27 protein-coding genes are annotated in these 26175 nt (G+C 69.4%); 8 read left to right on the forward strand and 19 right to left on the reverse strand.

Annotation, left to right across the window (positions count from 1 at the left end; genetic code table 11):
- Positions 1–258 precede the first annotated feature (258 nt).
- From ACN27D_RS18780 to ACN27D_RS18790, 3 genes are all read left to right on the forward strand, one after another.
- Entirely contained in the window at positions 259–642 is a 384-nt protein-coding gene (locus ACN27D_RS18780; protein ID WP_135243109.1) for a hypothetical protein, read from the forward strand.
- Between the two features lie 121 nt (positions 643–763).
- On the forward strand, positions 764–1636 hold the full coding sequence (locus tag ACN27D_RS18785) for a hypothetical protein (RefSeq protein ID WP_135243110.1): 873 nt from the start codon (positions 764–766) through the stop codon (positions 1634–1636).
- Between the two features lie 451 nt (positions 1637–2087).
- The gene (locus ACN27D_RS18790) at positions 2088–2861 is read left to right on the forward strand and encodes a hypothetical protein (RefSeq protein WP_135243111.1); all 774 of its coding nucleotides are present in this window, start codon (positions 2088–2090) and stop codon (positions 2859–2861) included.
- A gap of 57 nt (positions 2862–2918) precedes the next feature.
- Here ACN27D_RS18790 and ACN27D_RS18795 read toward each other — a convergent pair whose 3' ends face one another.
- Together ACN27D_RS18795 and ACN27D_RS18800 are read right to left on the reverse strand one after the other, a co-directional pair.
- On the reverse strand, positions 2919–3764 hold the full coding sequence (locus ACN27D_RS18795; RefSeq protein ID WP_135243112.1) for a hypothetical protein: 846 nt from the start codon (positions 3762–3764) through the stop codon (positions 2919–2921).
- 368 nt (positions 3765–4132) lie between these two features.
- Complete coding sequence (locus tag ACN27D_RS18800) at positions 4133–5338, reverse strand: IS110 family transposase (RefSeq protein ID WP_421499629.1); 1206 nt, start codon at positions 5336–5338, stop codon at positions 4133–4135.
- Between the two features lie 244 nt (positions 5339–5582).
- On the opposite strand from ACN27D_RS18800, the gene ACN27D_RS18805 reads away from it, so the two are divergent.
- Together ACN27D_RS18805 and ACN27D_RS18810 are read left to right on the forward strand one after the other, a co-directional pair.
- Positions 5583–5780 (forward strand): hypothetical protein, encoded by a 198-nt coding sequence (locus ACN27D_RS18805; RefSeq protein ID WP_135243113.1) that lies wholly within the window; start codon positions 5583–5585, stop codon positions 5778–5780.
- 380 nt (positions 5781–6160) lie between these two features.
- Positions 6161–6502, forward strand: a complete 342-nt coding sequence (locus tag ACN27D_RS18810) for a hypothetical protein (protein WP_135243114.1) — start codon at positions 6161–6163, stop codon at positions 6500–6502.
- 7 nt (positions 6503–6509) lie between these two features.
- Here ACN27D_RS18810 and ACN27D_RS18815 read toward each other — a convergent pair whose 3' ends face one another.
- The 17 genes from ACN27D_RS18815 to ACN27D_RS18895 all read right to left on the reverse strand — a co-directional run bounded on the left by ACN27D_RS18815 (position 6510) and on the right by ACN27D_RS18895 (position 23117).
- A complete protein-coding gene (locus ACN27D_RS18815) occupies positions 6510–7529 on the reverse strand; it encodes a C40 family peptidase (RefSeq protein ID WP_135243115.1) in 1020 nt (339 codons plus the stop codon).
- Between the two features lie 79 nt (positions 7530–7608).
- On the reverse strand, positions 7609–7950 hold the full coding sequence (locus ACN27D_RS18820) for a hypothetical protein (protein ID WP_167796855.1): 342 nt from the start codon (positions 7948–7950) through the stop codon (positions 7609–7611).
- A 75-nt stretch (positions 7951–8025) separates the two neighbouring features.
- Entirely contained in the window at positions 8026–8367 is a 342-nt protein-coding gene (locus ACN27D_RS18825) for a hypothetical protein (protein ID WP_135243116.1), read from the reverse strand.
- Positions 8368–8452: 85 nt separating this feature from the next.
- Positions 8453–8893 (reverse strand): hypothetical protein, encoded by a 441-nt coding sequence (locus tag ACN27D_RS18830; RefSeq protein WP_135243117.1) that lies wholly within the window; start codon positions 8891–8893, stop codon positions 8453–8455.
- Positions 8890–9327, reverse strand: coding sequence for a hypothetical protein (locus ACN27D_RS18835; protein ID WP_135243118.1), 438 nt, complete (start codon positions 9325–9327; stop codon positions 8890–8892). The genes ACN27D_RS18830 and ACN27D_RS18835 overlap by 4 nt, the downstream gene beginning before the upstream one ends.
- A 71-nt stretch (positions 9328–9398) precedes the next feature.
- Positions 9399–10388 carry a DUF932 domain-containing protein gene (locus ACN27D_RS18840; RefSeq protein WP_421499630.1) on the reverse strand — a complete coding sequence of 330 codons (990 nt, stop codon included), beginning with the start codon at positions 10386–10388 and terminating at the stop codon, positions 9399–9401.
- A 106-nt stretch (positions 10389–10494) separates the two neighbouring features.
- Positions 10495–11973: a MarR family transcriptional regulator gene (locus ACN27D_RS18845; protein WP_421499631.1), complete on the reverse strand. Its 1479-nt coding sequence runs from the start codon at positions 11971–11973 to the stop codon at positions 10495–10497.
- A 184-nt stretch (positions 11974–12157) separates the two neighbouring features.
- Positions 12158–12748, reverse strand: a complete 591-nt coding sequence (locus tag ACN27D_RS18850; RefSeq protein WP_135243120.1) for a hypothetical protein — start codon at positions 12746–12748, stop codon at positions 12158–12160.
- Between the two features lie 9 nt (positions 12749–12757).
- Positions 12758–13465 (reverse strand): hypothetical protein, encoded by a 708-nt coding sequence (locus ACN27D_RS18855; protein ID WP_135243121.1) that lies wholly within the window; start codon positions 13463–13465, stop codon positions 12758–12760.
- Between the two features lie 83 nt (positions 13466–13548).
- Positions 13549–14259: a hypothetical protein gene (locus ACN27D_RS18860; protein ID WP_135243122.1), complete on the reverse strand. Its 711-nt coding sequence runs from the start codon at positions 14257–14259 to the stop codon at positions 13549–13551.
- A gap of 313 nt (positions 14260–14572) precedes the next feature.
- Positions 14573–15430, reverse strand: coding sequence for a replication-relaxation family protein (locus tag ACN27D_RS18865; protein WP_421499632.1), 858 nt, complete (start codon positions 15428–15430; stop codon positions 14573–14575).
- A gap of 206 nt (positions 15431–15636) precedes the next feature.
- Positions 15637–18102, reverse strand: coding sequence for a type IV secretion system DNA-binding domain-containing protein (locus tag ACN27D_RS18870; RefSeq protein WP_135243123.1), 2466 nt, complete (start codon positions 18100–18102; stop codon positions 15637–15639).
- A complete protein-coding gene (locus ACN27D_RS18875; protein ID WP_135243124.1) occupies positions 18099–19850 on the reverse strand; it encodes a helicase HerA domain-containing protein in 1752 nt (583 codons plus the stop codon). The genes ACN27D_RS18870 and ACN27D_RS18875 overlap by 4 nt, the downstream gene beginning before the upstream one ends.
- The gene (locus ACN27D_RS18880; RefSeq protein WP_135243125.1) at positions 19847–20740 is read right to left on the reverse strand and encodes a PrgI family protein; all 894 of its coding nucleotides are present in this window, start codon (positions 20738–20740) and stop codon (positions 19847–19849) included. The genes ACN27D_RS18875 and ACN27D_RS18880 overlap by 4 nt, the downstream gene beginning before the upstream one ends.
- A complete protein-coding gene (locus tag ACN27D_RS18885; RefSeq protein WP_135243126.1) occupies positions 20737–21642 on the reverse strand; it encodes a hypothetical protein in 906 nt (301 codons plus the stop codon). Before ACN27D_RS18885 ends, ACN27D_RS18880 begins: the two co-directional genes overlap by 4 nt.
- A 16-nt stretch (positions 21643–21658) precedes the next feature.
- Positions 21659–21955 carry a pilin gene (locus ACN27D_RS18890; RefSeq protein ID WP_135243127.1) on the reverse strand — a complete coding sequence of 99 codons (297 nt, stop codon included), beginning with the start codon at positions 21953–21955 and terminating at the stop codon, positions 21659–21661.
- 391 nt (positions 21956–22346) lie between these two features.
- Positions 22347–23117 carry a hypothetical protein gene (locus tag ACN27D_RS18895; protein WP_135243128.1) on the reverse strand — a complete coding sequence of 257 codons (771 nt, stop codon included), beginning with the start codon at positions 23115–23117 and terminating at the stop codon, positions 22347–22349.
- A gap of 257 nt (positions 23118–23374) precedes the next feature.
- On the opposite strand from ACN27D_RS18895, the gene ACN27D_RS18900 reads away from it, so the two are divergent.
- The 3 genes from ACN27D_RS18900 (at position 23375) to ACN27D_RS18910 (ending at position 25888) form a co-directional block, all read left to right on the forward strand.
- Complete coding sequence (locus tag ACN27D_RS18900) at positions 23375–23944, forward strand: hypothetical protein (protein WP_421499633.1); 570 nt, start codon at positions 23375–23377, stop codon at positions 23942–23944.
- A complete protein-coding gene (locus ACN27D_RS18905; protein ID WP_135243129.1) occupies positions 23941–24783 on the forward strand; it encodes a DNA methyltransferase in 843 nt (280 codons plus the stop codon). Before ACN27D_RS18900 ends, ACN27D_RS18905 begins: the two co-directional genes overlap by 4 nt.
- Before the next feature lie 463 nt (positions 24784–25246).
- The gene (locus tag ACN27D_RS18910) at positions 25247–25888 is read left to right on the forward strand and encodes a hypothetical protein (RefSeq protein WP_135243130.1); all 642 of its coding nucleotides are present in this window, start codon (positions 25247–25249) and stop codon (positions 25886–25888) included.
- The last annotated feature ends 287 nt before the right edge of the window (positions 25889–26175 follow it).

Below are 26175 nucleotides of genomic sequence, written 5' to 3' on the forward strand. Positions count from 1 at the left end.
GCGGCTAATCCAGGACGTGTGCGGACGCGGTGCACAGAGCTTGTAAACGAGGCGTCGCAATCCGCCAGCAGGCGAGCGGATGCCCCAGCCAGGGACGTCCGCGAGACGCGAGAGCCAGACGGTGAGCCAGAACCGGAGAGAGCTCGTCGGCCTCATGCCGGTGGGGATTCGCGGCAAGTAGTCAAGCCGCGAGAAGCTTGACGAACTCCTCGATCCGGGTCTTGCCAGACGGCTACGGGTTGGGGAAGCCTTGTCCCGGTGGGAGTACCGATCCCCGGCGTCGCAGACTGGCGGCCCTTCGAGGCGTACGCGCGGCAATACTTCTCGGAGCTCTGGCAGCTTGACCTACAAGAACGCCGGACCGACGTTGGCGGACTTGTGCCGTGGAAGTTCGACCTTGTCAGTCCTGATGGCAGGGTCGTCGGCGATGCCAAGTGGCTGAAGAACACCGCTGTGCCTGCGGCGAAGTGGCAGGCAATTGCCGAGTACGTCTGGCTCCTGCAGAAGCTCGACGCTGAGCGTGTGTTCATGGTTTTCGGCCAGGACGCCGAGGTTGCTGAGCGATACCTCAAGCGGGTGAGGCCCCTGACACCGCCGGTCGAGTTCTACTTCCTCGATGGGGCAGGTCATCGGCTCATATAAAGGGGAATCTGCGGCAGACCTGACCGGCGGTCCCCCGACTGGTGTCGCACCGCTCGGCGGCAGTCCGCATGCTTGCACTCCAGTTGACCGCTTCTCCGGCCCGCCGACGTAAGGTTCGTCTGTGCGCCAGTTCACCCCTGGATACCCGGACGACCTTCGGTCTGAGCGGAAGCGCCTCCGAGACTGGTCGAGCTATGAAGGCGACTTCGAGGGCGCCGCCGCCCGAGTAGTAGCCCGGCTCACGGCTGAGTATGTGGCGCTTCAAGATGACGGCAGTGCCGACGGTATGCCGGATCTCCGGATTGAGTACCGGGACGGCCGAACCGCGTACGGCGAGATCACTCAAGACCTAGACGAAGCCTACGCCGCTCTCGGCAGCGAAGTGCTCAAGCGCAAGTTCCAGGTTGCCGCTCCAACCCTGGGCAGGGTCTGGTGGGTCACCCTGGCAGCAAGAGCGCGAGTCAGCAAGTTGGAGCGATCACTACCGCTGATCCTGGAAAGGCTCGATGCAAGCGGCGACACGTTCGAAATCGCTGTCTTCGATCAACGCCTTGAACAACACCACAGCGCCGATGTTCGCCTTCTCGCGGATGCGGGGGTGGTACGGCTGGCCTCGAGGAGGATTAGGGCAGCGGAGACGCCGATGATCCACATCGCCGCCGAGGGGATCGGTGGTCCGGCGGAGTTGGACTGGGCCTTTTTCGGCGACTACCTTGCCTCGTTCGTCAGGGATGAGCGACGGTTCGACCTCCGGCGCAAGCTGGCGACTACGGGATCCGATGAGCGGCACGCCTTCATAGGCTTCTCGTTCAGCACGCCATGGCCCGCCTGGCATGCCCTCGACGAGGGCTACAACGAGCTGCCGACGGAGCCTCCGCATCTACCGAGAGAGGTCACGCACCTTTGGGTATGGGCCTACCCGCTCGGGCGATGCATCGCTTGGTTTCCCGATCTTGGATGGTTCGACCCGCGCAGCCGCTGGGCTACAGAGTGATCGTGGCCGATTCCCCCAGCGGTGCTGGCCGCGAGGCAGCAGAAAGGCCGCGTGAGTCTCGACGTAGGGTGCTTCCCTCCGTCGAACGGCGACGGTCGACACCTGCTCGTCGATGCGTGCCGCCACCAGATGGCAACGGCCGATAGTTTAGTTCCGCATCCCCCCGACGGGGTCAACATGTGAATGCCTGGCTCCGGCCGACGGCGACTTCACATCAGCGGTTGACACCAACGGTGGTGGCCGGAGCCAGACGAGTGCGGTCGGGTGCCCCGGGGCCGGGGACATGGACGTCAGCGGACGCTGTGACCTTTGCCGGAAGCGCCTTGTAAGCAAGACGTCGCTTGCTCCTTCGCGACGCTTGGTTCAAGGTGACGGAAGCAACGACCGCTGACCCACTCTAAGCGTCTGCTCACGGCTATACAGCGATGCCCTCGCATGACATCCTTGCTGGGTGAACTCTGGCATCGATGCGGAATGGCGACCTTGCTACGGGAGCATGGAGCATCAATTTAGATTCGACCCACTCCACTACGGAGCCGGCGGGGCCCGGCAGCGGGAATTTAAGCAACGCGTAGGCGAAGAACTGCGCTCTTACGGATTTTACTTCTCTGGCGAAGTTCGGCTCAGGTGGCACCTGTTCCTCGATGAGCAGGACCGGTGGGAGAGTCCGGGTGGTGCGGACGTAGACAACTTTGCAAAATTGCTCAACGACGCAGTGAAAGGCCCGGACGGGCTGCTCTTCGACGACTCGCAGGTTCAACGTTTGGAGATTGCCTGGCTGTCCGCCGACGAAGGGGAGTACTTCGAACTAACGGTGCACTGTGGAATGGAAGAGTTCGTTTCGCGCCCTGCCAGTCTCTACGAGATGGGAGATGGTCTGTGGTATCCCATCCAAGATGAGGTTATGGCGGACCCTACTGCTAAGGTCATGGTGCTCCCCCGCCTCGATTATTTGACTGTCAGAACGAAAAGGCTTCGCCACCTTTTAAGGCAAGGAGGCCTCCTGCGGCGAGAGGCATTCAGAGAGGCTAGGGTGGTGCAACCGATTGCCCGTGGCTTCCACTTCTCACGGATCGCCGAAAGCGGGTTTCCGTTAGTGCCGCGACGGGAGTGGCAGGCGCAGCTTGGCGATCAGGCCACGGGCTCTACCGATCCCGCTCAGGACGCACAGCGGCTGGCCGCGGAGATACTCGCTGCGCGCCACTCTTCCTCCCCCCGCGACTGAGAAGCTGCATGAGGCAGGGAGCGCCGGCGAATTCAGGCTGTTGCTGAGAATGAGTACTCAGGAGGTGCCGGGCGCGCCGTCAAGGTAACCCAACGACATCATGTAGTTGATCTGGTCTGCGAAGAAGGTCCCTTTGAAGTTCTCATCGTTTGGTGCGGAAATGAGTGTCTGGAAGACATCCCTGTCTGTCGCGCGTCGTTCCCATGCGTTCGCGATCGTCTCCATTCTTGCCCAGTGAAGCGGGCCAAACTCAAATGCCGATGCATTCGCATCCTCGGAAAGCTCTCGGAGGGTGCGCCTCGCGCGAAAGAGTGAGTCACGTGTGCCGCCGAGGAGGAGAAGCAAGCCGTCGGCGGTGCCGGTAGCAGCTAATTCTCTGCCGCGGACGCTACCGCCCATCCGGTTCCAGACTGGCCGGCGGCCGTGAAGGAGTCGGTATTTTTCGATTAGCTGCCCCTCGACTTCTACTGCGCTTTCCAGCCCACTCGTCTCATTTGAGGCGAAACCAGCGGGATACTCTTCATCGTAGTCTGCTCGCCTGTATTTGCCTCGCTCTCGATGGGTGTCAACCTGCGCCAGCGTGGATTGCACGAAGCATGAAAAACCCAGCCGAGGGTGCTGACTAAACCATCTGCGGATTTGCTCGCGCTTGCAGCCGTTTGCTGGGAACGAGATCAGACCGGCGTGCTGAGCGTAACGCTCCGACAAGTCGCGTGCGAGCCCGATGTACAGGAGGTGGCGACCAGCTGGCCCCGTCTCCCGGGACTCGGGGTCGTAGAAGGCATACACCCCGACGCTCGCCCAGCCGTAGGTATCAAGCGGTGAGCACAAGTCCTCGATCGCCGCATGAACGGCCTCACGCTCGTCCGCTTCAAAGACGTCATACAGAACGGTGCCGAACATGGACCCAAGTCTCCCAGAGCTGGCAAGAGCCAGAGGTGGAGAAACGATCTTCATCGGCGAGCGTGGACCGGCGGGGGCGCTCCCCTCTCCCCATTGGTTGTGAACTGAAGTCCGGAAGCAGCCGACAGCAGCGCTGACAGCAACCGGCCGGGACGAGGGCAACCCCCGGCTGCCGAGCGGGGACTGCCGCCCGAGGTCGCAGACGTCAACGGATCCGGCCGGACGGGGCGCACAGAGCTTGTAAGCGAGACGTCAGGCAGCGGGACCAACGCCACCTCCGGGCGGCCCTCGGCTTGTGCGACGGTGCCGGTGCAAACCTCGGACGGGCAGGCACGTGAATCCCAAGGGGGGTGTCCCTATGGGTTTCGTCAAGCGGGGACGGGTGCCTGATCTCTCGGCCGTGGTTGGTAGGGGATCTTGTCGCGGAGCATGGCGTATAGGACGTCGCAGCGGCGTCGGGCGAGGCAGATGAGGGCGGCGTTGTGACGCTTGCCTTCGGCGCGTTTGCGCTCGTAGTAGGCGCGGTTGACGGGGTCCGCGAGGGCGGCGAACGCGGCGAGGAAGAACGCGCGTTTGAGGTTCTTGTTGCCGCCGCGGGGTGGGTGTTCGCCACGGATGCTGCTGCCGGATCGTCGGGTGACGGGGGCGAGGCCTGCGTAGGCGGCGAGGTGGCCGGGGGTGGCGAAGCTGCTGCCGTCGCCGACTTCGAGCAGGATCCGGGCTGCGGTCCTGACGCCGATGCCGGGCATCGAGGTCAGGACCCCGGCAAGAGGGTGCGCATCAAGCATCCTCTCGACCTGAGTGGCGACCTGGTCGCGTTGTCTCAGGACGTCGCGGAGGCTGTCGGCGAGGCGGGGCAGGATCGTTTCCGCCGCTGTCGTGCCGGGGACGGTGACGGTCTGCTCGTCGAGGGCGGTCATGATCTGCTCGACGAGGCGTTGCCCCATGCGGGGTGCGTGGACGGCGGCGATGGACAGGAGTTTGCGGCGGCCGGCCTTGCGCAGACCGACGGGTCCGCCGCAGCGCGACAGCAACTCCAGGACGGCCTTGTGGTGCAGTTTCGGGCCGAGGACCCGTTCCAGGGCGGGGTGGATCTGGGTGAGCAGTCCTCGGATGCGGTTGGACACGCGGGTGGCTTCGCTGGCGAGGTCGTCGTCGAAACCGACCAGGACTTCCATCTCGGCCAGGGTCTCGTCGCCGGTGTCGACCCGCCGCAGCGTGTGCGGCAGTGTGCGGGCGGCATCAGCGATGACGTGAGCGTCGCGGGCGTCGGTCTTCGCCGAGCCTGGGTGCAGATCAGCGATGCGGCGCATGGCCAGGCCGGGTAGGTAGGCCACCTGATGCCCGCACGCCCGAGCCACCGCGACCGGCAGGGCGCCGATCGACGCCGGCTGGTCGACCACCACCAACAGCCGACCATGACGGGCGAGTTTGTCGAACAGTTGCCGCAGCCGGGCCTCGGTGTTCGGCAGCGCCGCGTCATGCAGCCGCTTGCCGTCCGGAGCCAGCCCGACTGCGTGGTGGTCACCCTTACCGACGTCCAAGCCGAGGTAGACGCCGTATTCGTCGTTCACCAGACCCGCCTCCACGCATCGTCCGTGGCCTCGGCCGCTGGTCCAGGCGTCGGACTGCCGGCAGCCACGTTACGAAGAGACCTACCCCAACACGGGTGGCCGTGTCCCTATCAGCGGTCCGCCGACGCCACCCGACCCGGCGACAACACCCCCCGGATCATCCGTACGACAGGGGCAGGAAGTCATACCGGGCCGGGCGACCGAGGGTCCCCGGCTGGGGACGATCAAAAAGGTAACGGGGTACGTGTCGGCTGCCCTGCTCTGCGCCGCCAGTGCTCTTTTCGGCCGTCTGGCCGCCGCCGGGATCACCCGGTGGCTCCTGATCTCCTACGCCACGATGGTGGTCCTGCACACCAGCCACCCGGACCGCCGCGCGACGACGTTGAAGATCCTCGAACTCGTCGTGCCCGGCCGCGCCGACCAGAGCGGCAAGGCGGCATAGCCGCGCGTGGGGTGCGGCCAAGCGGGCTGCACCCCACGCCGCCACCGCTACCAGGCAACTGGTGGAGTGCCTGTATGCGAACTAGGTCGTATTCGTGGCTCGGGGACCTCAGCCCGGCTGGGCCTCGCTATGTCTGTCGGACACCTCAACCGCGGTGAACGGGTGTTGCCGTCATCTGCGACATGACGATCATGGCGCAGGAGTACGAGCAGTGGATCCGTAGTCGCGGTTTGGCAGCGACCGACTGACGCAGGGCGGCCCGGTACGGGCGGCGCGGCCGTGGAGGACGAGGAGCGGTAGCGCGCAGCCGAGCAGTTGCCGACACACCTATTGTTCGGATCTGGCAGACTCCAGAACCCCACGGGAAGAGGGAAAAACAGGTGGATCGGCACGAGAAGAAGCGGCTCCGCGACCGCATCGGAGAGCACCTGGATGTCTCCGGTGCGCGCCTGAAGGACGACGAGGTGACTTTCCTGGCCAACTTCGTCGACGAGTACGACGAGACCTACAGGGGCCGTACGGAGACCCGCACCAGGAGCCGTGATGGTTGGAGCTCCGACGGGAAGTACACACGGCGGGAGACGTTCACCGACACGTTCACCGACGACGTCGGCATCCGCCAGGACTACGAGTACCAGGATGATGACGGTCAGAGCGGGGCGTCGTCGAACGAGATCAGGGATGCCCGAGGGATCCTGAACTGGTTCAGAGATCGCTCCTGACTGGTGATTAACCTTTAACGATCCTTCTGATCGCCGCCACCTGGTCAATCCATGACGAGAGCCGCGTGATCTTCACGACGTCTCCGGTCTTCGGGGCCTGGATGATCAAGCCTTGGCCGAGGTACATGCCGACGTGCCGCGGGTCGGACATGGTGCCTTCGCTGCCGGGGATGAGGATGAGGTCGCCGGGCAGCAGCATGGCCGGGTCCGTGATTTCCTTCCCGGCGTTGACCTGGTCCATGGTGACGCGCGGGATGGAGACTCCGGCGGCCCGGTACGCGGCCTGCATCAGCGAGGAGCAGTCGCATTGCTTGTCGGGGTCGCCGGAGTGGGGATCGGTGCAGGATCCGCCGAAGTGATACGGCGTGCCGAGTTGGCCGACCGCCCAGAAGATCGCGGTCATCACCTGCGGCGGGGTGTTGACCGGCAGGGTGAACCCGTCCGGCAGAGCCGTGAGGGCGTCGGTGGCGCAGTCGGCCAGGGTGCTGGTCAGCTGCTGGACGAACTGGATGGCGTCGTCGGTCCACTTGGCGTACGCGTCCGGGAATGCCGAGATCTGCACTGCCTGGGCGGCCGTGGTCAGCGGCATGGTCTGCCAGCCCGGGATGGTCAGCAGCTTGTCGTAGAACTTTCCGGCCTGGTACTCGGGCTTGGTCAGCTGCTCGACGGTGCCCCAGCCCTGGCTGGGCCGCTGCTGGAACACCCCGATCGAGTCGTGGTCGTTGCGGTCGCCGAGGTACGGCAGGTTGCGCAGGCCGGACTCCTGCATGGCGGTGGCCAGCGCGACGGTCCAGCCCCACTGGGGTACGCCTTTGGACACGCCGACGTCGATGATGGTGGCGGCGATCTCCAGCTGCTCGGTGTCCCAGTTGCCGGCGCCGGGCGGTTGTCCGGAGGCCAGCACCGAGACGCCGGTGGTGCTGCCGCAGCCGCCGGGGCCGCCCATGACGGCCGACAGCAGGAGCATCGGCAGGCCGAAGCAGCCGATGATGACGACGGTGACGATGCCGATGATGGCTTTGGTCATGACGATCTGCCTCTCGGTGAAAACAAAAAGGCCGGGCTTCGCGCGGGTGCGCGGCCGGCGGGAACGAGAAGAGCTCGGGCTACATGCGGTGGATGAGCGGCAGCAGCTCGGCGTGGGTGGCGTGCAGGAAGTCGGCGATCAGGTCGGCGGCGGGGTCCACGGGGTGGCCGAGGTCGACCGGTGCGGCGTAGCGCCAGTCCCAGTGCCCGGGTTCGAGCGCGGGCACGAACCACAAGGTGCCGTGCGAGTTGAGGAACAGCGCGCCGCCGATCTGCGGGGCGAGCAGGGTCATGGGCTGGCTGGCGCAGGTGGCCAGGCAGTGGCAGCCCGGGTCGGTGTAGTCGGTGCGCAGGTGCCCGTGGTGGACCGGGCATCGGCAGTCGCAGTGCCGCTCGTAGGGGCTGCGGTAGGTGCGGTACATAGCTGTCTCCTCGAGAAGGTGGTGAAACGCAAAAGGGCCGTGGGCCGCCCACGCGGGCGGCCCACCTTGAACCGATCAGCAGTTGGGTCGGGCGATCTGCCGTCGCAGGACGCGGGCGGCCTCGCGGAGTAGGCGCTCGATGTGCACGCTGTCGTCGTAGGTGTCGGCGCGGGTGTCGATCTCGCCGCCGTGCTCCCAGTCCCATTGGCCGTTGGCCATGGCGTTGACGTGCCACAGGTCGCCGTGCTGGTCGAGGAACAGGGCGCAGCCCCACTGCTCCGCGAGGAGGGTCATTGGCTGGGTGTCGCAGGTGATGGTGCAGGCGCAGCCGGGCTGGAAGTAGTCGGTGCGCGGGAAGCCGTGGTGCAGCGGGCAACGGCAGTTGCACAGCTTGCGCCACGGGGCGGTGTAGGACATGTGCTTTCTCCCAAAGGGGTGCGGTGGGTACGCCTCGGTGGCCGCCGGCGGTGCGGCTCACCGAGGCGTACGAGGGGTGAAGGGGTCAGCGCGGCCCGACGCGCCAGGTGCGGCCGGGACCGAGCCACCGGTCCTGTTGCACCTGACGGCTCTCGGCGACGGTGAGCAGGTAGGCGGGCAGCTGCGGCACGCCTTCGCGCCAGGCCCGGTACAGCCGGTGGGTGCCGTCGATTAGCAGCGGCGAGGGCTCCACGCCGTCGATGAGCAGGTGGGCGACGATGACCGGCTCGGCCAGGTCGGTGCTCATGGCGTAGTCGCGGTCGAAGGCGTCCGGCGCCGGGCCGAGCAGCCCGATCGTGTCCGGGTCGGGGTTGTCGATGCGGGTCAGGCCGAACGCCTGCGCCCACGTCGGCACGTCGAGCGACCGGGTGGGTCGGGGTGCGGCGTCGATCAGCGACATCGCGGTGTGCACCGCGAAGACCCAGACGTGGTAGTGGAACCACTGCTGCCTGTGCGGCGTGGTCATCGGCGGTGGCCCTCGCCGGTGAGGCGGCTGTAGATCGTGACGCATCGAAGGATCAGCTGGTGGGCGGGAAGGGTGAGGAGCCGGTCCCGCTTGTCCTGCTTGAGCTGGTCCCAGATCGTGACGGTGACGCTGGCCGACCACAGGTCCACCAGCACGCCGTTGATCTTGGCGTGCTGGCGTTCGGCGACGATCGTGCGCAGCGAGTCGATGAGGGTCGCGTCGCCGATCGGGTGGGTGTAGTCGTCGGGCCGGGCCGCGTCCTCCAGCAGCGCCAGGCAGTCCTCGCACGCGTAGCCCGGACGCGGCGGGTCCTCGGTCTCCCACCGGGTCACGTCGGTGGCGGGTACGCCGCAGACGGCCTGGCGCTCGTCGCGGGGATGGCGGATGTGCGGGACCGTCGGCCGCTGCGGCGGCACGGGAGTGGTCTCGGTCATGGGTCTGTGGTCCGTTCGTGACGGGCCGGGACGGCAGGTGACCGCCGCCCCGGCACAGGGGCGGAATTCGGTCAGACCTTCAGCAGGTCGAAGGCGGTCAACTTGAGGTCACCGGTCTTGCCGGTGATCACCCGGTTGGCGCGGGTCGTGGGGTCCTTGGCGGCCTGGTAGTGGTCGAGGTACTCGGTGATGGCCTGGTATCCGGCCCACCGGCTGCCTTTGATGGCCTTCTGCGTGTCGGCCTCGGTGATCAGGTACTTGAGCGTCCCCAGCCGCTCCTTGGCGTTGGCCTTGGTCTTGTCGGTGGCGTTGTCGGCCACCGGCCACACCTGCGCGACGATCTTCTCGAACTCGCGGGTGGTCATCGCGGTCTGCAGCATCCGCTCGGCGGCCTTCTCGAACTCGCCCATGTAGCGCCACATCAGGCCCAGCGCCTCGCGGGCCTGGCTGATCTGCTCGCCGACCTTGGAGGTGTGACGGAACGTGTAGTGCCCCACGGCGTGGGCGAACGCCGCCCGCTGGGTGTTGGCACAGACGACGCGGATGGGGCTGGCGTCCACGCGCAGCGCGGCAGTGCCGTCGTGGGAGGTCGTACCGATCAGATACAGGTCCATCCGGTCGACTCCGGCGATCTCCATCGCGGTCGGCAGCTTCATCGTGACGAACACCGACTTGCCCCGCCGCAGGCTGCCCGCGGTCTCGAAGTGGGCGCCCCCGGCCTGGTCGACGAGCTGGTCGAGCATGTCGGCGCACTGCTCGTTCTGGATGACCTCGTAGTCGTTGCCGACGATGCCCAGATACTCGGTCTGGCCGGTCACCGGGTTGCGGCGCACGGTCATACGCCGGTCGTCGGCCAGGATCGGGACCTCGATCCCGTCCACGACGTCGATGCCCCTGACGGGGATGGTGCGAACGCCCCAGTTGCCGAGCAGGGCGGCGCCCATGATCTCGTTGGCGCTCATCGTGGCCTGAGTGACGGTGCCCAGCTGGTGCCAGGCCGACACGCGGGCGGAGGCGAAGGCGGTCTGCCCGTTGGCGAACGTCTCCAGTTCGTGTGCCACGGGGTTCTCCTTTCGGAAATGGCAAGAGGCCGAGCCACATGGCTCGGCCCAAGGGATGGGTGGCGGCGCGGCCGGGGCCGGGCGTTGCCCGGCCCCGGCGTTGTCATCAGGACTGCTCGTTGCCCGAGGAGTTCTCGGCCGTGGTGTTGCTGGCCTCGGCGTCGACCGTCTCGGACGTGGCGTCGGCCTGAGCGGTGGCGTTCGAGGTCTCGGCCTCGGCCGTCTCGCCCTCGCCGGCCGGGGCCGGGTAGGCGAAGGTGAGCGGGGCGTCGGAGACCATCTCGATGTCGCCCTTGGCGGCGGCCTTGGTGCAGTTGTTGCGCACCGCCCCGGAGCTGACGTTGCGCCCGCCGAGCTGGGCGCTGATCGTGGTGGCGATCTCCTGCGGCGACATCCAGCGGCCGGGGTTGGCCGCCAGCACGGCCAGGGTCAGCTTCTCCAGCTCGCCCTTGGCGAACGGCTGGCTGCCGTCGCCGTTGACCGTCAGGTCGGTGCGGCGGACCGCCCCGGCCGTCGCGGTGCTCGCCGTGCGCGGCGGCAGCCGCTTGGGCAGCTTCACGACGTGCCCGGTGCCATCCTCGGCGACGACGTGGATCGTGCCGTCGGAGCGGATCAAGGACTGCACCAGGGCGACCGCCTCGGGCGATTCGGTCACGCCCTTGACCACCTGGAAGCAGACCGGGCAGCGGGGCGGCTCCGGGTTCGGGTCGACCTCGCTGGCCTTGGTCGGTCCGGCGATCCACCGGCGCGGGATACCGGGCAGACGGCGCGCGGCGTCGGCCTGCTCCATCGCGGCCAGCAGCCGGGAGGCGGTCGGGTGTCCGATGCCGCTCTCGTTGACGATCTCGTCGAGGGTCGCGCCGTCGTCGCCGTACTCGGCGATGACCGCCTTGATCGTCATGACCTTGCGGTCGCCGGGACGGCTCTGCTGCACGACCGTGACGGCCGCCCGGACGGGCTGGTCCTCCGACCCGTCGTCGTCCTCGTCGTCCGAGTCCTGGTCGTCGTCGTCCTCGTCGTCGTCGTCCTCGTCGGACTCCGTGCCCTCGTGGTCGTCCTCGTCCTCGTGGTCCGAGTCCTGGCTGTCGCTGTCCGCCCCGGCGTCGGCGCTGTCCGGGTTCGCGTCCTCGCCGTTGTTGCTGGCGGCTTGGTCGTCGGCGCCGTCCTGGCCGGTGGAGCCGCCGCCGTCCAGCTCCGTGCCGGGCTCCGGGTCGTCGGCGAGGTTGTCGCCGGCCTCGCCGGCCCCGAGGCCCGGGGTGATGTCGGCCTCGGTGTCGCCGGTGAGGCCGGTGTCGTTGATGTCGTTGCCCTGCCCGAGGTCCGGGTCGGCCTCGTCGGAGGTGACGGCTTCCGTGACGCCCTCGGCCATGGTGTAGCGGGTGGGGACGCCCTCGGCGGCGTCGGTGTCGGTGTCGACCGGGACGATCAGACCGGCGTCGGACAGGGTCTTGATCGCCTTGTCGACGGTCGATCGGGCCTTACCGGACTGGTTGGCCAGCTCGTGGACGTTGCCCTGGCCGAGGTGGTGCAGGGCGTTGAAGACCGCCTGGGTGGCGGGCGTCATGGTGGACAGGTCGTGTTGCATGGTGGTGTCCCCTTTCTGGGACTTGTGGGTTGGCAGCGCGGCACGTCGTTGTGCCGTGCTGTGGTGCGCCGGGTCGCGGGCAGCAGGTATCGCGGCAGGCGCGTGGGGCGGTGCGCTGCCGTGATGGGGTGCTGCGAGGGGCGGCCCGGTGGCCTGGATAGCGGCCGGTGGCCGCCGGGGAGGATCAGTCGCCGGAGGCGGCGGCCTCGGTGGCGGCGGGCTCCAGGACGTAGAAGCCGTGGGCCGGATCGTGGTAGATCCCGGCGTCGGCGTGGGAGAGGCGCAGCTGGCCGGGGCCGACCGCCAGGTCGAGTTCGGCGTCTGCCCGGCCGATCCGCACGCGCGTGCGCCGCCCGGCCAGGTGCTGCTTGCGGCAGGCATCGGTGTGCGGCAGGACGACGAGGGTCGTGTCGCCCGGGTTGACGAAGCGCCGCCGCAGCACCGCGCCGGGGTTGGCGTCGGCGTACGCGGTGCGCTCGTCGTCGCGGAGCAGGGTTTCGGCCCAGTTGCGGGCGTACCGGTACTCGCGGCCGAGCTTCGCGATGGCGTCCAGCGGCCCGGTCAGCGCCGTGATCGACGTGGACAGGTCGTCCTCGTTGATCAGCGCGGTCCGCAGCCGGTCGACGGTGAGCAGCAGCTCCAGCCGGTGACGGCGCATCGTGTCGGCGGCCTTGGGGAGATCGGCGGCGGCCGGTACCGGGTCGGTGGCGTGCTGGTCGAGGGTGCGGCCGGTGAGCCGGGCGATCCAGCGGCCGACCGAGTCGGCGTTGAGCATGGCGGCCTCCTACTCGGCGAGCTGGTCCAGCTCGGTTGGGGTGAGCTGGTCGGGGTTGCGGCTGCGCCAGGCGGCCGAGTGCCGCAGCGCCCACCAGCGCAGCAGCGACCGGCAGGCGGTGGCGAGGTCGTCGCGGACCGGCAGCCGGTAGGCCCTGCCGGAGGCGATCTGGGCCGCGTCGGTGCAGGCGACCGGCTGCCAGATCCCGTCGTCGGTCTCGACGAGCACGCCGACCATCCGGTTCGGGTACGGCACCGCGAACGCCTGCGCGGCCTCGGCGTCGACGGTCACCCGCCACTGGTGGTGGGTGAAGCGCTGCATGGTGGCCACGCCGTGGCCCGGGTCGCCGGAGCACAGCAGCAGGTGGCGCTGCTCGCCGTCGTTGAGCGGGCGGTGCCGCCGCCAGGCCCGGTACAGGTCGAGCAGGCTGCCGGTGATGACGGTGTGCCGCTCCATGGCGACGCGCCGGTCGATCGTGGCGAGCACGTCCTGCATCGCCGCGCCGGTGCCGGCGAGCCGGAGACCGACCGACGGCCGCGGGGCCGGGCTGTCGAGGTCGGCGCTGCTAGTGTTGTAGGCCATGGCGGTCTTGTGCAGGATGCGGGCGAGGTCGCCGAAGGCGTCCTCGGTGCCGGTGTCGTAGCGCCACAGCTGCTCGGGCAGCACGTCGTTGGTGGAGGCGGCGATCAGCCGCAGAGCGGGGTCGGCGAGGAACATGTCGTCTCCTTCGTGGGATGTCGGTGGGCATGGCGAAGGCCGGTCGCAGCTGGGCTGCGACCGGTCCTCGAGCTGGTGAATGGTTAGGCGATGGTGACCGCGCACAGGCGGGCGCTGGGCTTCAGCGTCCGCAGGTACCTGATGGCCTCGTTCAGGAAGCGCAGCCGGTCGGCGATGGTGTCGCTGGACGGCTTGAGGACCTTGCCTTCGGCGGTGATCAGCAGATCCCCGACGATGGCCATGCGCCAGTGCAGCCCGGCGTAGGCGTGCTCTCCGGCCTGGTAGGCGGCCAGCTCGGCGGGGTCGAACTCGTAGTTGCCGGCGCTGGCGAGCATCGCGATGACGCGAGGCTGTGCGTGGAACCGGCGGCGGGCCTCGTTGAGGGTGACCTTGGACGGGTCGGCCTGGTGCTGGGCGAGATAGTCCTCCCACGGTCGGGCGGGCCGAGCGGTGGCCGGGGTGGAGTTCATGTACTGGTTCCAGGCGTGCCAGCGGAGGCGGGCCTGGGTTGCGGCGGCTGCGGCGGCCCCGTTGAGGTCGAGGCGGCTCTTGCGGCCTCCGGCGGCCTTGGTGATGGCGCCGAACCGGCGCGCGGTGTCGAGCAGGTAGTAGTCGAGGAACCGGGTGATCCAGCCGATGAACCGGCGGTGCCGGACGTGGAAGCGTCGGGCGGGGGTGCCGTTGGCGTTGAGGAGGTCGTTGACCTTCTCGGAGGCGGAGAACCAGTCGGCGTCCTCGCCGGGGTGGAACACGACGGTGACGACCTGGTCGGTGAGCGGGGTGTTGGTGGGCATGGCGGGGTGCTCCCTTCGCGAAGGAGTGGGTTGGGGTTTGCTGTGCTGGTGGTGCCACCGGATCGCGACGTCTGGGCCTGGGTGCTGCCGTGAGGGGCGCGGGGCGGGGATCGGAGCCGACCAGAGGGTGGGCTATGCGATCCCGCTGGCGCGGGCGGGTCCAGGAAGGACAGACGGGCGACGGTGCGAGCAAAAAGTGAAGAGAAGAAGCTGCACCGTAGCGAGGCGACCTGTCAGCACAACTCCTGTCAGGAAAGCCGACCATGCCTCTGACGTGCATTGACAGGTTCGGTCCTGGGGCTGCCAGGTTGTGTCAGGTCAGGAAGACGCCGTTCTCGTCGTAGTTCGAGTTGGCGGCGACCACACGGCCGTGGTCGCTGGGCAGCCCGGCCAGGCGCACGCGCTGCGTATCGCCTACGGGAAGCCATACGGCGTCGGCGGGATCGCTGCTGTGGGTCGCCGTGGCGACGAGTACGCCTTCGGGCCGCCGGCCGCGCAGGTACGCGTGGAGGTGTTCTTCACGGTCCTCGCTCGGCAGCCAGAACAGCACCGGATAGCGCGGGCCGCCCTTGCGGGCCAGGGCCGCGTACTTGTCCAGCTTGGCGGCCAGCTTGCCCAGGGGCTCGCTGCCGGTGTCGGCCTCCAGCCAATACCCGACCGTCGTGCCGTCCTCGCTCCACAGGCCGTGCCCGTCGGGGGTGACCGGTGAGAAGCGGGCCGCTGTCTTCGTCTCCGGCCACCACCGCGACAGCTCGGCGGCCGGGTGGCTGCGGGCGTACGCCGACAGCCGGACGCCGAACTCGGTGGCCGTGAGCAGGTGTGTCAGATTCGGATTGGCTGACAGCCGTTGCATCTGCTGGCGGCTGGTGCGAGCGGTGGGCTCGGGCCGGTTGTGGGCTGCGGCCTGAAACCGGTGACCGTTGTGGCCGAGGGTCCAGTGCCAGGGCTGCGAGCCGCCGCCGTCGCGGGCAAACCGGAACCGGTCCAGTAGCCCCAGCCGGTACAGCTCACCGAGGCGGATCTGGCAGGTACGCCGGGCCAGAAAGAACAGGGCGTGGATCTGATCGGTGGTGAGGACCTGGTGGCCGTCGAGCAGCTGGAGCAGCTGGCGGTCACGAGAGGTGATGTGCGGGTAGATGGCCAGCAGGCCATCAGAGCGCGATTGCGGCATAGGTAGATACCCCCGGGGAGAGAGAAACCCTGTAAGGAGTCTGGATAGGTTGATCTTGCTGTCAGGGCTGCGGCAGGCCGGGTTTGGGCAGCTCAGACACCTGACAGGCGCGGGTCGGGGGGCTCGCCTGGGGTCTCGTGTCGCAGACACCCCCAAACGAGCCCCCAGTGCTGCACCCGGCCGAGGACCCAGACGAGCGGGCTTGATCAGCGTTCGCGTTGCTCCATCCGCCGTTTCATGACTGTTTTGGCCAGCCGGTGCATCGGTGGTTCCTCGCCGTCGACGGCGTGGGCGGCGGCATGGGCCTGCCGGATCGCGGTGGCCTCGCCGACGATCGGCGCGGGCGGGTTGCTGACGAAGGTGAACCCCGGAAGCTCCCGATTGCCGACGAGCAGCCGGGCCGCGGCGGTGTAGACGTCGAGATGGGCGAGGTCGTGCTCGTCCAGCTCGGGCTTCGTGTGCCGCGACAGCTCCCGGGCGTCGCCCGGGTCGACGTTGAAGAACAGCTTCGAGCGGGCGTTCGCCGAGATCGCCGACGCCACGTCCTTCGGCAGCTGCGCCAGATCCTGGTGAGCCAGGACCAGGCCGAGCCGGAACCCTCGCGCCTCGGCCAGCATGTCGGCCACGCTGCCCGGCAGTGTCAAAAAGTTTTGACACTCGTCAACGTAAAGACTGGCGTCTTTTCGCTGGTCCTCGGGCACGCTGGCTCGTGCGATGGCGGCCTGCCAGACCCGGGCGACGATCAGCGAACCCAGGATGCGGCTGGTCTCCTCACCGAGGATGCCTTTCGGCAGCCGGCACAGCAGCACACCGCCGTCGAGCACCTTGCCCATGTCGAACGAGCTGTTCGTGTTCCCGATGACCGACTTCACGAAGTCGCGCAGCAGGAACGCCCGCAGGCGCGCCAGGACGGGGGCGATGACCTGGCCCCGGAACTGCTCGTTGATGCCGTCGTACCAGAGCCAGAACCCGCCCAGGCCGTCCGGGTCGTCCAGGCCGTTGGTGAACCTGGCCCGGAAGTCCTTGTCCTGCAACAGCGACGGGACGAGGCTGAGGGTCGGCTTCGCGTGGCGCATCAGCGTCAGGCAGGCCACCCGCATCGTGTCGTCCATACGCGGACCCCACTGCCCCTGGAAGATCTTCGCGAAGATCCCGACCAAGTTATCCACAGCCAGATGCGGGTCGCCCCGGTCGTCGAGCGGGTTGAAGCAGGCCGGGTTCTCCTGGTCGGGGTCGATGATCGCGATCCGGTCGGCGTAGGTCGCGGGGAGGCGGTCGAGGATGTCGGTAATCAAGTCCCCTCGCGGGTCGATGACCACCGTGCCCCGGCCCGCCTTGATGTCGGCCAGGATCATGTTCAGCATCAACGTGGACTTGCCGACGCCGGTCTTGCCGACCACGTGAACGTGCTGACGAGCGTCCATCACGTTCAGGCCGACCGAGTGGTTGCCGATCTGCGAACGCCCGAGCACCTTCACCCCTCGCCCGCCGGAGGGCACGGCCACGGGCGCCGGCACGGCCTTGGCCCGAGCCCGATCGAGGCCCGGGACCGCCACGTCCTGGGGCAGAGCTGCCATGGCGGCGAGCTCCGGCACGGTGGCCAGGAACCCCCGCCGTAGACGCCGTCCGGCGATCGTGGCCACCGGCTGGGGCATCTTCATGCGCCGCAGCCGGTTTGGGCCGGTGTACGCCGCGGCGGCCGAGGCGATCGTGTGCCCGAGCCCGACGAGGCGCTCGCGGATCTGCTTCGTGCGCGCCTTGTCCGGCGGAGTCTTGCCCGCGTCGGCCGCGACGGCGAACCGGATCGCGATCTCAAAGTGCGGCACCCGAATCGCCTTGTCGACAATCGTGCGGGCGTCGGCGTTGGCCACTGGATCACGCTCACCGGCCCGCACGGGCGTACGCGCCGGTGTCCGCCGTGACGGGCCGGGTGTGAACACGTCCAGTGCCCAGATCAGCGGTTCGGTGAGCAGCCGCGCGACCCCGGAAACGGCACGGGCGGCCACATCGGGCCGCCCGTGGGGGTGTGTGCCGGTCGCCGCCGCCGTGCGTCTGGCGGCGCGTAGCCGCCGGGGTGGTGCCGGTCGGGCCAGGATCTGCACGCACGCGTGCTCGCGGTCGCGGACCTCGGCCCCGGCCGACAGCAGCGCCCGCAGTGGGTCGGTGTCGTGCTCGCTGCGCAGGGGCAGCGAGTCGGCCGACTGCGGCCAGTGCGCCCCGCCGACCTGCTCCACCACATTGGCCGGGATCGGCTCTGCGGCATCGGTGACGGTGACAGTGGCGGCGGGCCAGGCCGCCCGGATCGCGGCCTCGACCGCGCCGGGCGGGACCGTGCCGGGCACCCACACCCGGATCGTCAGGGTGCGGCCGGTCCAGGTGTACTCCCAGCCGATGTGCGGCATGCCGTAGATCCGCCGCCGCCACACCGAGGGCGTGAGGACGCCCATGATGGTGATCCAGAACGCCGCCGCCGATTCCGCCGTCACCTCCGGCGGCGCGGCCACCGTCAGCCACCGCGCCCCCGTGGCGTACCGGGAGTGCCGCCAGGCGAGGACCTTGTCCCGGGCGGCGACACCGCCGATGATCAAGACCGGGACGAAGAACGCCAGCCACGGCCGGGCCGTGATCCACGCCCACAGGTCGCCGAGCCGGGTCACGATTTCGGGATTCATGACGCCTCACCGATTCCCGTCACGGCGATCTTGTGTTCGGCCGCCGACCCGACGCTGCGGAACGGAATCCGCGAGCGGCCAGCGATGAGCAGACCCTCCCCGCGTGGCGCCGCCAGGAGGAGCCGGGCTTCCCCGGCGGTCAGCGAGAACGCCTCCTTCACCTTGTCGATGGCCTGGGTCGACTGGTGCATCAGCACTTGGGTCGCGGCGTTGGACACCACGGCCATCCCGAGGTCGGTGCCGAGCACATCGGCCGCGTCCTGGGTGACGACGCACAGCCCGGCCGACCGCTTGCGCGCGGCCTTGGCCATGCGGAACAGGAACCGTGCACCCTCCCCGTCCCTCATCAGCAGCCAGGCTTCGTCCACCACGACGAGGTGCCGCCGCCGGCGTACGCCAGACAACGGAGTGTCGATGCCCGACCAGATCGAGTCCAGGGCCAGGAGCGTGCCGACCGTGCGCAGCTCGTCGGGCAGGTGCCGCAGCGACCAGACGACCAGGTGGCCGTCCGGGGCGGTGGACGTCGGTCCGTCGAACAGGCTGGAGAAGTTGCCCGTGGTCCACGGGGCCAGCCGGGCGGCCAGCTGCTCGCCCGCCGGGTCCTCGTCGGCCGCCAGCACCTCGGCCAGGTCCCGCAGCAGCGGCGCGGGCTTGGTCCAGGTGGCCGGGTCGCCGTTGATCCCGGCCGCCGCGTACGTGGCCGTGATCGCCCGATCGAGGGCAGCGCGCTCGGTCGGTGGTGGCGGTGCGCCGAGCATGACCGCGATCAGCGTGTGCAGGTACAGCCCGCGCCGGGTCAGCGTGTCGGCCCGGTTGTCGTGGGGCAGATCCAGGGGGTTGATGCGTACGCCGGGCAGGCCGAGCTGCACGACGGTCCCCCCGACGTGCTCCGCCAGGGGCGCGTACTCGTCCTCCGGATCGATAATCGAGACCCGGGTGCCCTGGTACAGGTTCCGCAGCACTTCGAGCTTGACGAAGTACGACTTGCCCGCGCCGGACTGGGCGAGGACGACGGAGTTGTGGTTGTCCTGCCGCCACCGGTCCCACAGCAGCACGCCGTTGCTGGTGGTGTTCAGCCCGTAGAGCACGCCGTCCGGCGGGGCCGCGACGCCCGGTGCCGGTGCGGCCAGATCCGCTGAGGCGAGGGGGAAGGCGGCTGCTAGGGCGTTGGTGTCGAGGATGCGGCGCATCCGCAGCGGGTCCACGCCGATCGGCAGCGTCGCGACCCAGCCCTGCTGGTGGCGGAACGTGGTCGGCTGTAGGTCCAGAAGGACCGACGCGGCGGCCGACTTGACGCCCGCGGTGACCGCGCGCAGCTCGTCGAGGTCTCGGGCGTGGATGGTGACGTAGATGCCGACGTCGAACAGCTTGGCCGCACCTCGGGCGACCCGCTCGGCGAGGTCGGCGGCGTCGGCTGCCGCAGCCTCGGTTATCGGGTCGCCGAGCTTGCCCTGGTCGGCGTCCAGACGGCGCGAGGACTCCAGACGGGCGCGCTGGCGCTTGAGCATCGGCGCGGCCAGCTGCGCCGCGACCGGGTCTATGTGCACGGCCACGTCCACGCGGCCCGGGTAGGACAGCAGCGGATCGAGCCAGGCCGGGCCGACCTCGGCCGGGTAGCCGGTGACGGCGAAGGTGGCGGCGTAGCCGTCGCCGACCTGCACGTGCCAGGGGGTGACCGACAGAGCGGCCGGGGAGGGCATGCCCTCCCCGGCCGCGACTGTCTTCTTTCTGGTTTTCCACAGGTTCATTCGTTGCTCCGCAGGGTAATGGGGGCGCCCGGAACGGCTCTCGGGCCGGGCACCGGTGGGTTGAAGGGATCGGCGGCGGTGGCCAGCGCGGCGGACACCGCCGGGCCGTCCAGGGCAGCGGCTTCGACACCGAGCCCGGTCAGGGCGCGTACGGCGGTATCGGCGACCTGCTCGCCGGTGATGACGGCCAGCACCTGACGGCGCAGCGGATCGCGCTCCTCATCGAGGTCGAGAAGGAACTCGGCGTAGTCGTCGGCTGCCGCCGCCAGAGCCGGATGCGGCAGGCGGGGCGCGTGGTCGACGGTGGCCTGCGCGTGCGCGGTCAGGTCGTGGCGCTGGGCGGCCACGACGATCTGCGCGGGACCGGTCAGGCTGTTGAGGAACCGGCCGAACCCGTCCAGCAGCGCGCCCTGCTCGCCGCCGGTACGCAGGTGGATGTTCGTGGTGCCGCAGGCGATCAGCACCCGGGACTTGCCCTCGGAGGTGACGACTCCGCTCGCGCTGACGGCCGTGACCGGCGAGCGCAGCGGCGCCGGGACGCTCGTCTTGCCGGCCACCGCGGCGACCGAGGTCGCCCGAGCGCTGCCGGGGGTGAGCTGGCGCGGGCTGCGCGACAGCGTGATCCCGTGCTTGAGCCACACATCCAGCGGCAGGCCGTCGCGCCGCCCGAGGGCGACGACGATCGCGATGGAGAACACGATCATCCCGGCGACGATCCACACAGGTAGGGGCAGCAGCGGCCCCAAGGTCCGGTAGATGCCGAACCCGCCGAGGCCGACGCCGCCGACGATGGCCAGCTGCCGGAACGTGAGCCCGAACGCGATGCGGTCCGGTGCGTTGACGTCGGCCGTGACCACGGCGCGCGGGGTGGTGTCTTCGTCGTGGGTCATCGCCCACCTCGCATCGTGCGCCCGAACGGGATCTTGCGGGTGATGGACTGGATCAGGACCGCCCGGACCAGCACGCCGCCCATGCTGGGGCCGCCCTTGTGAGTCACGTACCGGCGCATCATGCTCGGGATCTTGAGCGTGACCCACAGCAGCACGGCCGTGATCATCAGGTTGATGATGTCCGAGCCGGGCAGGCCGATCAGCACTGGCAGGCTGCTGTTCGGGTCGATCAGCAGTTGCACGCCCGTGCTGAAGGCGATCGCCTGAAGCGTCGGGGTGGCCAGGCAGCCGATCCCGGTGCGCCACCACAGGTCCGCCGCGCCCTGGGTCCAGGGCGTGGCGTAGCAGGCGAGGGCGACGGGGGCGACTCCGGCCCAGATGATCAGCACCCCGATCCGGACGATCCAGCTGCCGACCAGGGCGAACATCAGCCCGACGATCAGCAGCCCGATGATCAGGGCGACCAGGGCGGTGCCTTCGTCGCTCAGCGCGGCGGTCACGTGGGTGCGGGTCGCGTTGACCGCCTCGGTCGTCGGTGCCGCTGTGCCGACCATGGACACGGTCAGCGCGTTGGCGATCTCGATCAGCGCGGCGCTCAGCGCGACCGCGAAGTTGCTGGCGACCAGTCCGACGATGAGGCGGGGTACCAGATCCTTGATGCTGTAACGCATCTCGACCGAGCCGCCGGCCATCGTGGCGATGCCGACGGCGATGATGGCGAGGATGAAGCAGGCGTTGACGACATACGCGCTCTTGGTCGCGATCGTCTGTACCTGCGGCAGGACGGTGACGTCCGGCGAGAGGAACATCGATGAGCTCAGGTAGGCGAGGAGCCCGCCGAGCAGGTCTTGCAACCGCTCGGCGAGCCAGTCGACCAGCCCATTCATCAGCCAGTTGACCATGATGGGTGTCCTGTCCTCAGCCGCCGAGGATGCCCTGCAGGACGGACAGCACGACCGGTGCGAGCACGGCCAGGGCGTAGCCGATCAGGGCGGACTTGAAGTTGCCCTTGGCCTGCTCGACCTGGCTCGGGTCGCCTCCGGCGGCCATGTAGCGCAGGCCACCCACGACGAGGAACATCGTGGCCACAGCGGCGATGATGCCCATGATCCACGTGCGGATGCCGTCGATGACCTGCGGCAGGGTTTTCGGGGCCGCCAGCGGCTGCGGCGCGGCGGCGAGGATGTCGTTGAGGTAGTGCAGAGTTGTGTGCATTGCGGCGCTCCACAGGATGTGGGGGCCGCCGCGGCGGGGACCGGGCGAAGTCCTGGAGAGGTCCGGTGGGGGCGCTCCTCCCTTGCAAGGGAAGGGATTGCGGTGTCAGTACGCCGCGCCAGCCATGCCGGACCTGTAGGGCCTCGCCCGTGGGTGGTCCCCACCGGGCGGGCATGCCGTGGATGACATGCACCGCCCAGATCCGTGCTGTCAGGGCGATCGAACCGGCCTGCGACCTGTCACGACCTGTCTGCGCCTGACGGCCGCGCCGCGTCGGCGGACCTGACAGGGCTGCCCCGCAACGCAACCTCCGTGCGCAACGCTGAAGAGGCCGCCCCGGGCGATGCCCGGGGCGGCCTTGGTGGTGCGGCGGGATGTGGCGAGTTGCCCGTCAGGCGAGCGCGGGTTCGCCCATCTGGGTACGGACCGGGACGGACAGTTCGCCTCGTACGACGGCCGCGGCTACGGCTCGTTCGGCGCGGCGGCGCCGCATGCGCAGCACGGAGGCGGTCACGCCCTTCTCGGCGGCCAGCGTCTCGATGAGCGCGTCGCCGAAGCGGGTCGCGCTGATGAGCTCGGCGGCCTCCGAGGTGATGACGCCGGCGGCGGCGGCCCGGCCGAGCAGAAGGTCCGGGTGGCCGTACGGGCGCTTGGGCGTACGCGATCCGCTGGACAGCTCGGCGGGAAGCTCCTCGGTGTCGCGGATCTTCTTGATGACCGCTTCGCCGCCTCGGTACGCCGCCCACGTCAGGCGCATCCACAGCCGGGGCCGGTCGAGGTCGGCGGTGCGCAGCGCGTGCAGGAACTCGGCCAGGATCTCCGAGTCGATGTCCTCGGCGTGGCGGGGGTAGCCGCGGCTGAACTTCGCGGCGAAGTGGGTCAGGGCGGGCAGGGCGACGCCGATCGCGCCGACGACCCACGCCGGTCCCCATTCCCGGGCCTGCAGGGCCAGCTGCCGCCACGTCGCGTCGATGGTGTCGGAGTCGTAGCTCTCGAACAGCATCATCTTGCGCAGCGCGTCCAGCGGCATGGTCTTGTCCGGCAGGCCGGGCACCGGGCGGGCGTCGAACACCAGCGGCGCGGGCTCGCAGGTCAGCAGCGCGAACGCCTGCTCGGCCTGGGCCAGGGCGCCGGAGCGGAAGGAGGTGGTGGTGGTTGGCATGTCGTGTCCCCTCGTGGTGGAGCCGAACCGCCGGCTGCGGCGGCCCATGCCTCGATTGGAGACAGGCGACCTGACACCCCAAGGCTCCGTTAGATCGGGACAGGTTCGGACAGGTCGTGCCAGGTTCACGGCTGTCAGCCCGGCCCGCAGGATCGGCCGCTGACTGGTCCTGTCAGGTCGGGGGCGGGTTCGATCGGCCCAACACGGCCGTTCTAGGCACTGTCAGTACGCCCGCCGGTCCGGGGGCCACCGTGCCCATGACCGACAACACCAACCACCACAGCGCCCCGGTCCCGGTCGGGGACGTCGTGCCGGGCGACGTGCCCGTGCCGATCACCGTCTGGCCGGTGCCCGCCCCGCGCAAGGGCGACACCATGTCCAACGCCATGGGCGTGCGGCTCGTTCACAACCTCACCCACCCCGGCGAGCTGATCGTCGATCTGGCTGACGGGCCGCAGCTGGCCCGCGCGGTCATCGCGGCCAGCCGCCGCAGTCACCTTCAGGCGGCCCGGCAGACCGGCTGGGGGCGGGAGCCCGCGCGGCTCATCGTCACCGGCTGGCCGCTCGACGGCCTGGTCCCGGTGGAGTTCTTCATCCGCTGCCGGGACGCTCTGCTGCCCGGCGGCTGCGTGGCCGTGCTTCTCAGCCACGACGTGACCGCACCGGTCGACGTCATCATCGCCGCCAAGACGGCGGGCCTGAGCTACCTGCAGCACATCGTGGCGGCCGACCGGCTGCCCCGGCGTGGGCAGGAGACGCTGCTCGACATCCACACCGACGTGCTGATCATGACGCTCAGCGCGGCCGGGAACGGAGGTGGGCGGTGACCAAGCCGATGCCGGTCACGTCGGTGTGGCTGACCTGCCAGCAGCCCTCCCGGGACCAGCGGCGAGGCCGCTACGTCCCGGAGTCGTCCAGCCATCCGGGCAAGATGCTGCCCAACCTGGCCGCGCACGCCATTCGCGCCTACACCGCGCCGGGAGACCTGGTGTTCGACCCGATGTGCGGGTCGGGCACGACCCTCGTGGAGGCCATGCACCTGGGGCGGGAGGGGATCGGGATCGACATCGAGCCCCGCTTCACCGCTCTGGCCGAAGCGAACGTCGCGCTGGCTGCGTCGCAGGGCGCCGCCGGCACCGGGCGAGTCGTCACCGGCGACGCCACCAGGTTGCTCGATCTGGTCCCGGCGTCCGCGGTCGGGCGAGCGGGACTCGTGCTCACCTCTCCGCCCTACGGCAGGGGGACTCACGGCCTGGTGCGGGCAACGAGTACCGGGGTACGCAAGCGGGACCACCTCTATGGGGACCGGGAGTCGGGCAACCTCGCCTATGCGGGATGGTCCCGCTTGCTCGACGGGTTCGCCGAGATCCTGGCCGCGAGCTACCAGCTGCTGCGTCCCGGCGGGACCGTGGTCATCACCTGCCGACCGGTACGCCGCCAGCGGGACGACTTCGTGGACCTGCCCGGCGAGCTGCTGGCCGTCGCCACGTCGGTCGGCCTGGTCCCGGTGGAGCGGTGCGCGGCGATGCTCGCCGCCGTCCGCGACGGGCAGATCGTGCACCGGGCCAGCATGTTTGGCCTGATGGCGGTCCGTCGCGCCCGCGCCGAAGGCGTCCCCGTGCACCTCGTGGCGCACGAGGACGTCTGGGTGCTCCGGCGCTCATGAAGTTTCACACTGGTGTCGCATAAGGGCAGCTCAAGCCCTGTGACCGTCGCCTATCGCGCCGGTTGACGTGACACCGCCCACCAGGAGGCGGCGGGATCGGGGCAGGTCAGCCCCGCCCCGCCGCTTCCCGTCCCCGCTGACCCGTGCACCTGACCAGCGGCCGTCCACGGTCCCGCTTGCCGCGACCCGAGTCCCGCCTTGGGCTGGGGTGGGGTGCACGACAGTCCCGCCCGCGTCCGATGCGGGCGGGACCCTACGCCGACATCGAGCGGGACCGCCTCGCCGCCCGGCGGGACCAGTCCCGCTCGAGTACCGCTGCGAGCGGCCGGCACCGGGACTCGTCCCGCGCCACCGGCCGGCGCGAGTCCCGCTCGGCGTTCGCCCTTCTACCTCTTCTACCGCCGTTGCGTCCGGCGCCGCCGACTCGGCCGCGCCGGTCCACCTCACACCCTTGGAGGCAAACATGCGGAACTTCCTGACACTGCCCGAGCGCAACACCTACGCCAGCGCCAACGGGCTGGCGCTCCTGGTCGCCGTCATCACGGTCAACGGGCTCGCGGCGGCCGGCGGCAACCTCGCCATCATCGCGGTCCTGGCCGTCACCGCCGGGTTGACGCTGGCCGGATGGTCGCGGCTGCTCTACAGCCTCATCGACGCCGGGAACCGGTCGATCGGCCCGCTGGTCGGGCTGGTCACCGTGGCCGTGCTGCTGGCGGCCTGGGCCGCCGGATGGCCGCTGCTGCTCGGCGTCGCGCTGCTGCTGGTCGTGTGCTGGCTGCCGTTCATGGCCGCCGACGCGGCCGGGCAGGCACTGCGCATACGCGCGTACTGGTCCAACTCCGAGCAGCTGTGGCAGGCGGCGACGGTCGCGCAGATCGTCATCGACGCCATCGCCCTCGGCGCGACCGCCGTGCTCCTGGCCGGGCCCTGGGACGGCCCTGTGCCGCTCGTGCGGCTCGCGGCGACGCTGCTGATGCTCGTGCCGCTGCTGCTGTCGCGGGCCGCCGACCGGTCGGGGCCGATTCCTCGCATCCTGTTCTGGCCCACCCCCGGCGAGCGGGAAGCGCACGTCACGCGGCCTGCTGACGAGCCGCAGCAGCAGTGACCTGACAGGCGGCGACCTGTCAGGTTCGCGGGCTGTCAGGTCGTGACAGGTCGCCGAGCCTGACAGGTCGCCCCGCCCGTGCCCGGGGCGGCCTAGCCTGGAGGTTCTCCTTATACCTATGTGCCCCTTGATCTGACGTCGCACGCGACGGCACCGCGCCCACCGCATCCCGGTCGGCCGCCGCCGCCTGACCCAGACCAGGCACCCACACAACCCACGCCCCTCGCACCCGCGACCGGGGCGCGGTATCCCCATCCCTGCAGGCGGTCACCGAACGGTGGCCGCCA

This window comes from Micromonospora sp. WMMD1274, from assembly GCF_049179035.1.
GTDB classification, from domain to species: Bacteria; Actinomycetota; Actinomycetes; order Mycobacteriales; family Micromonosporaceae; genus Micromonospora; species Micromonospora tulbaghiae.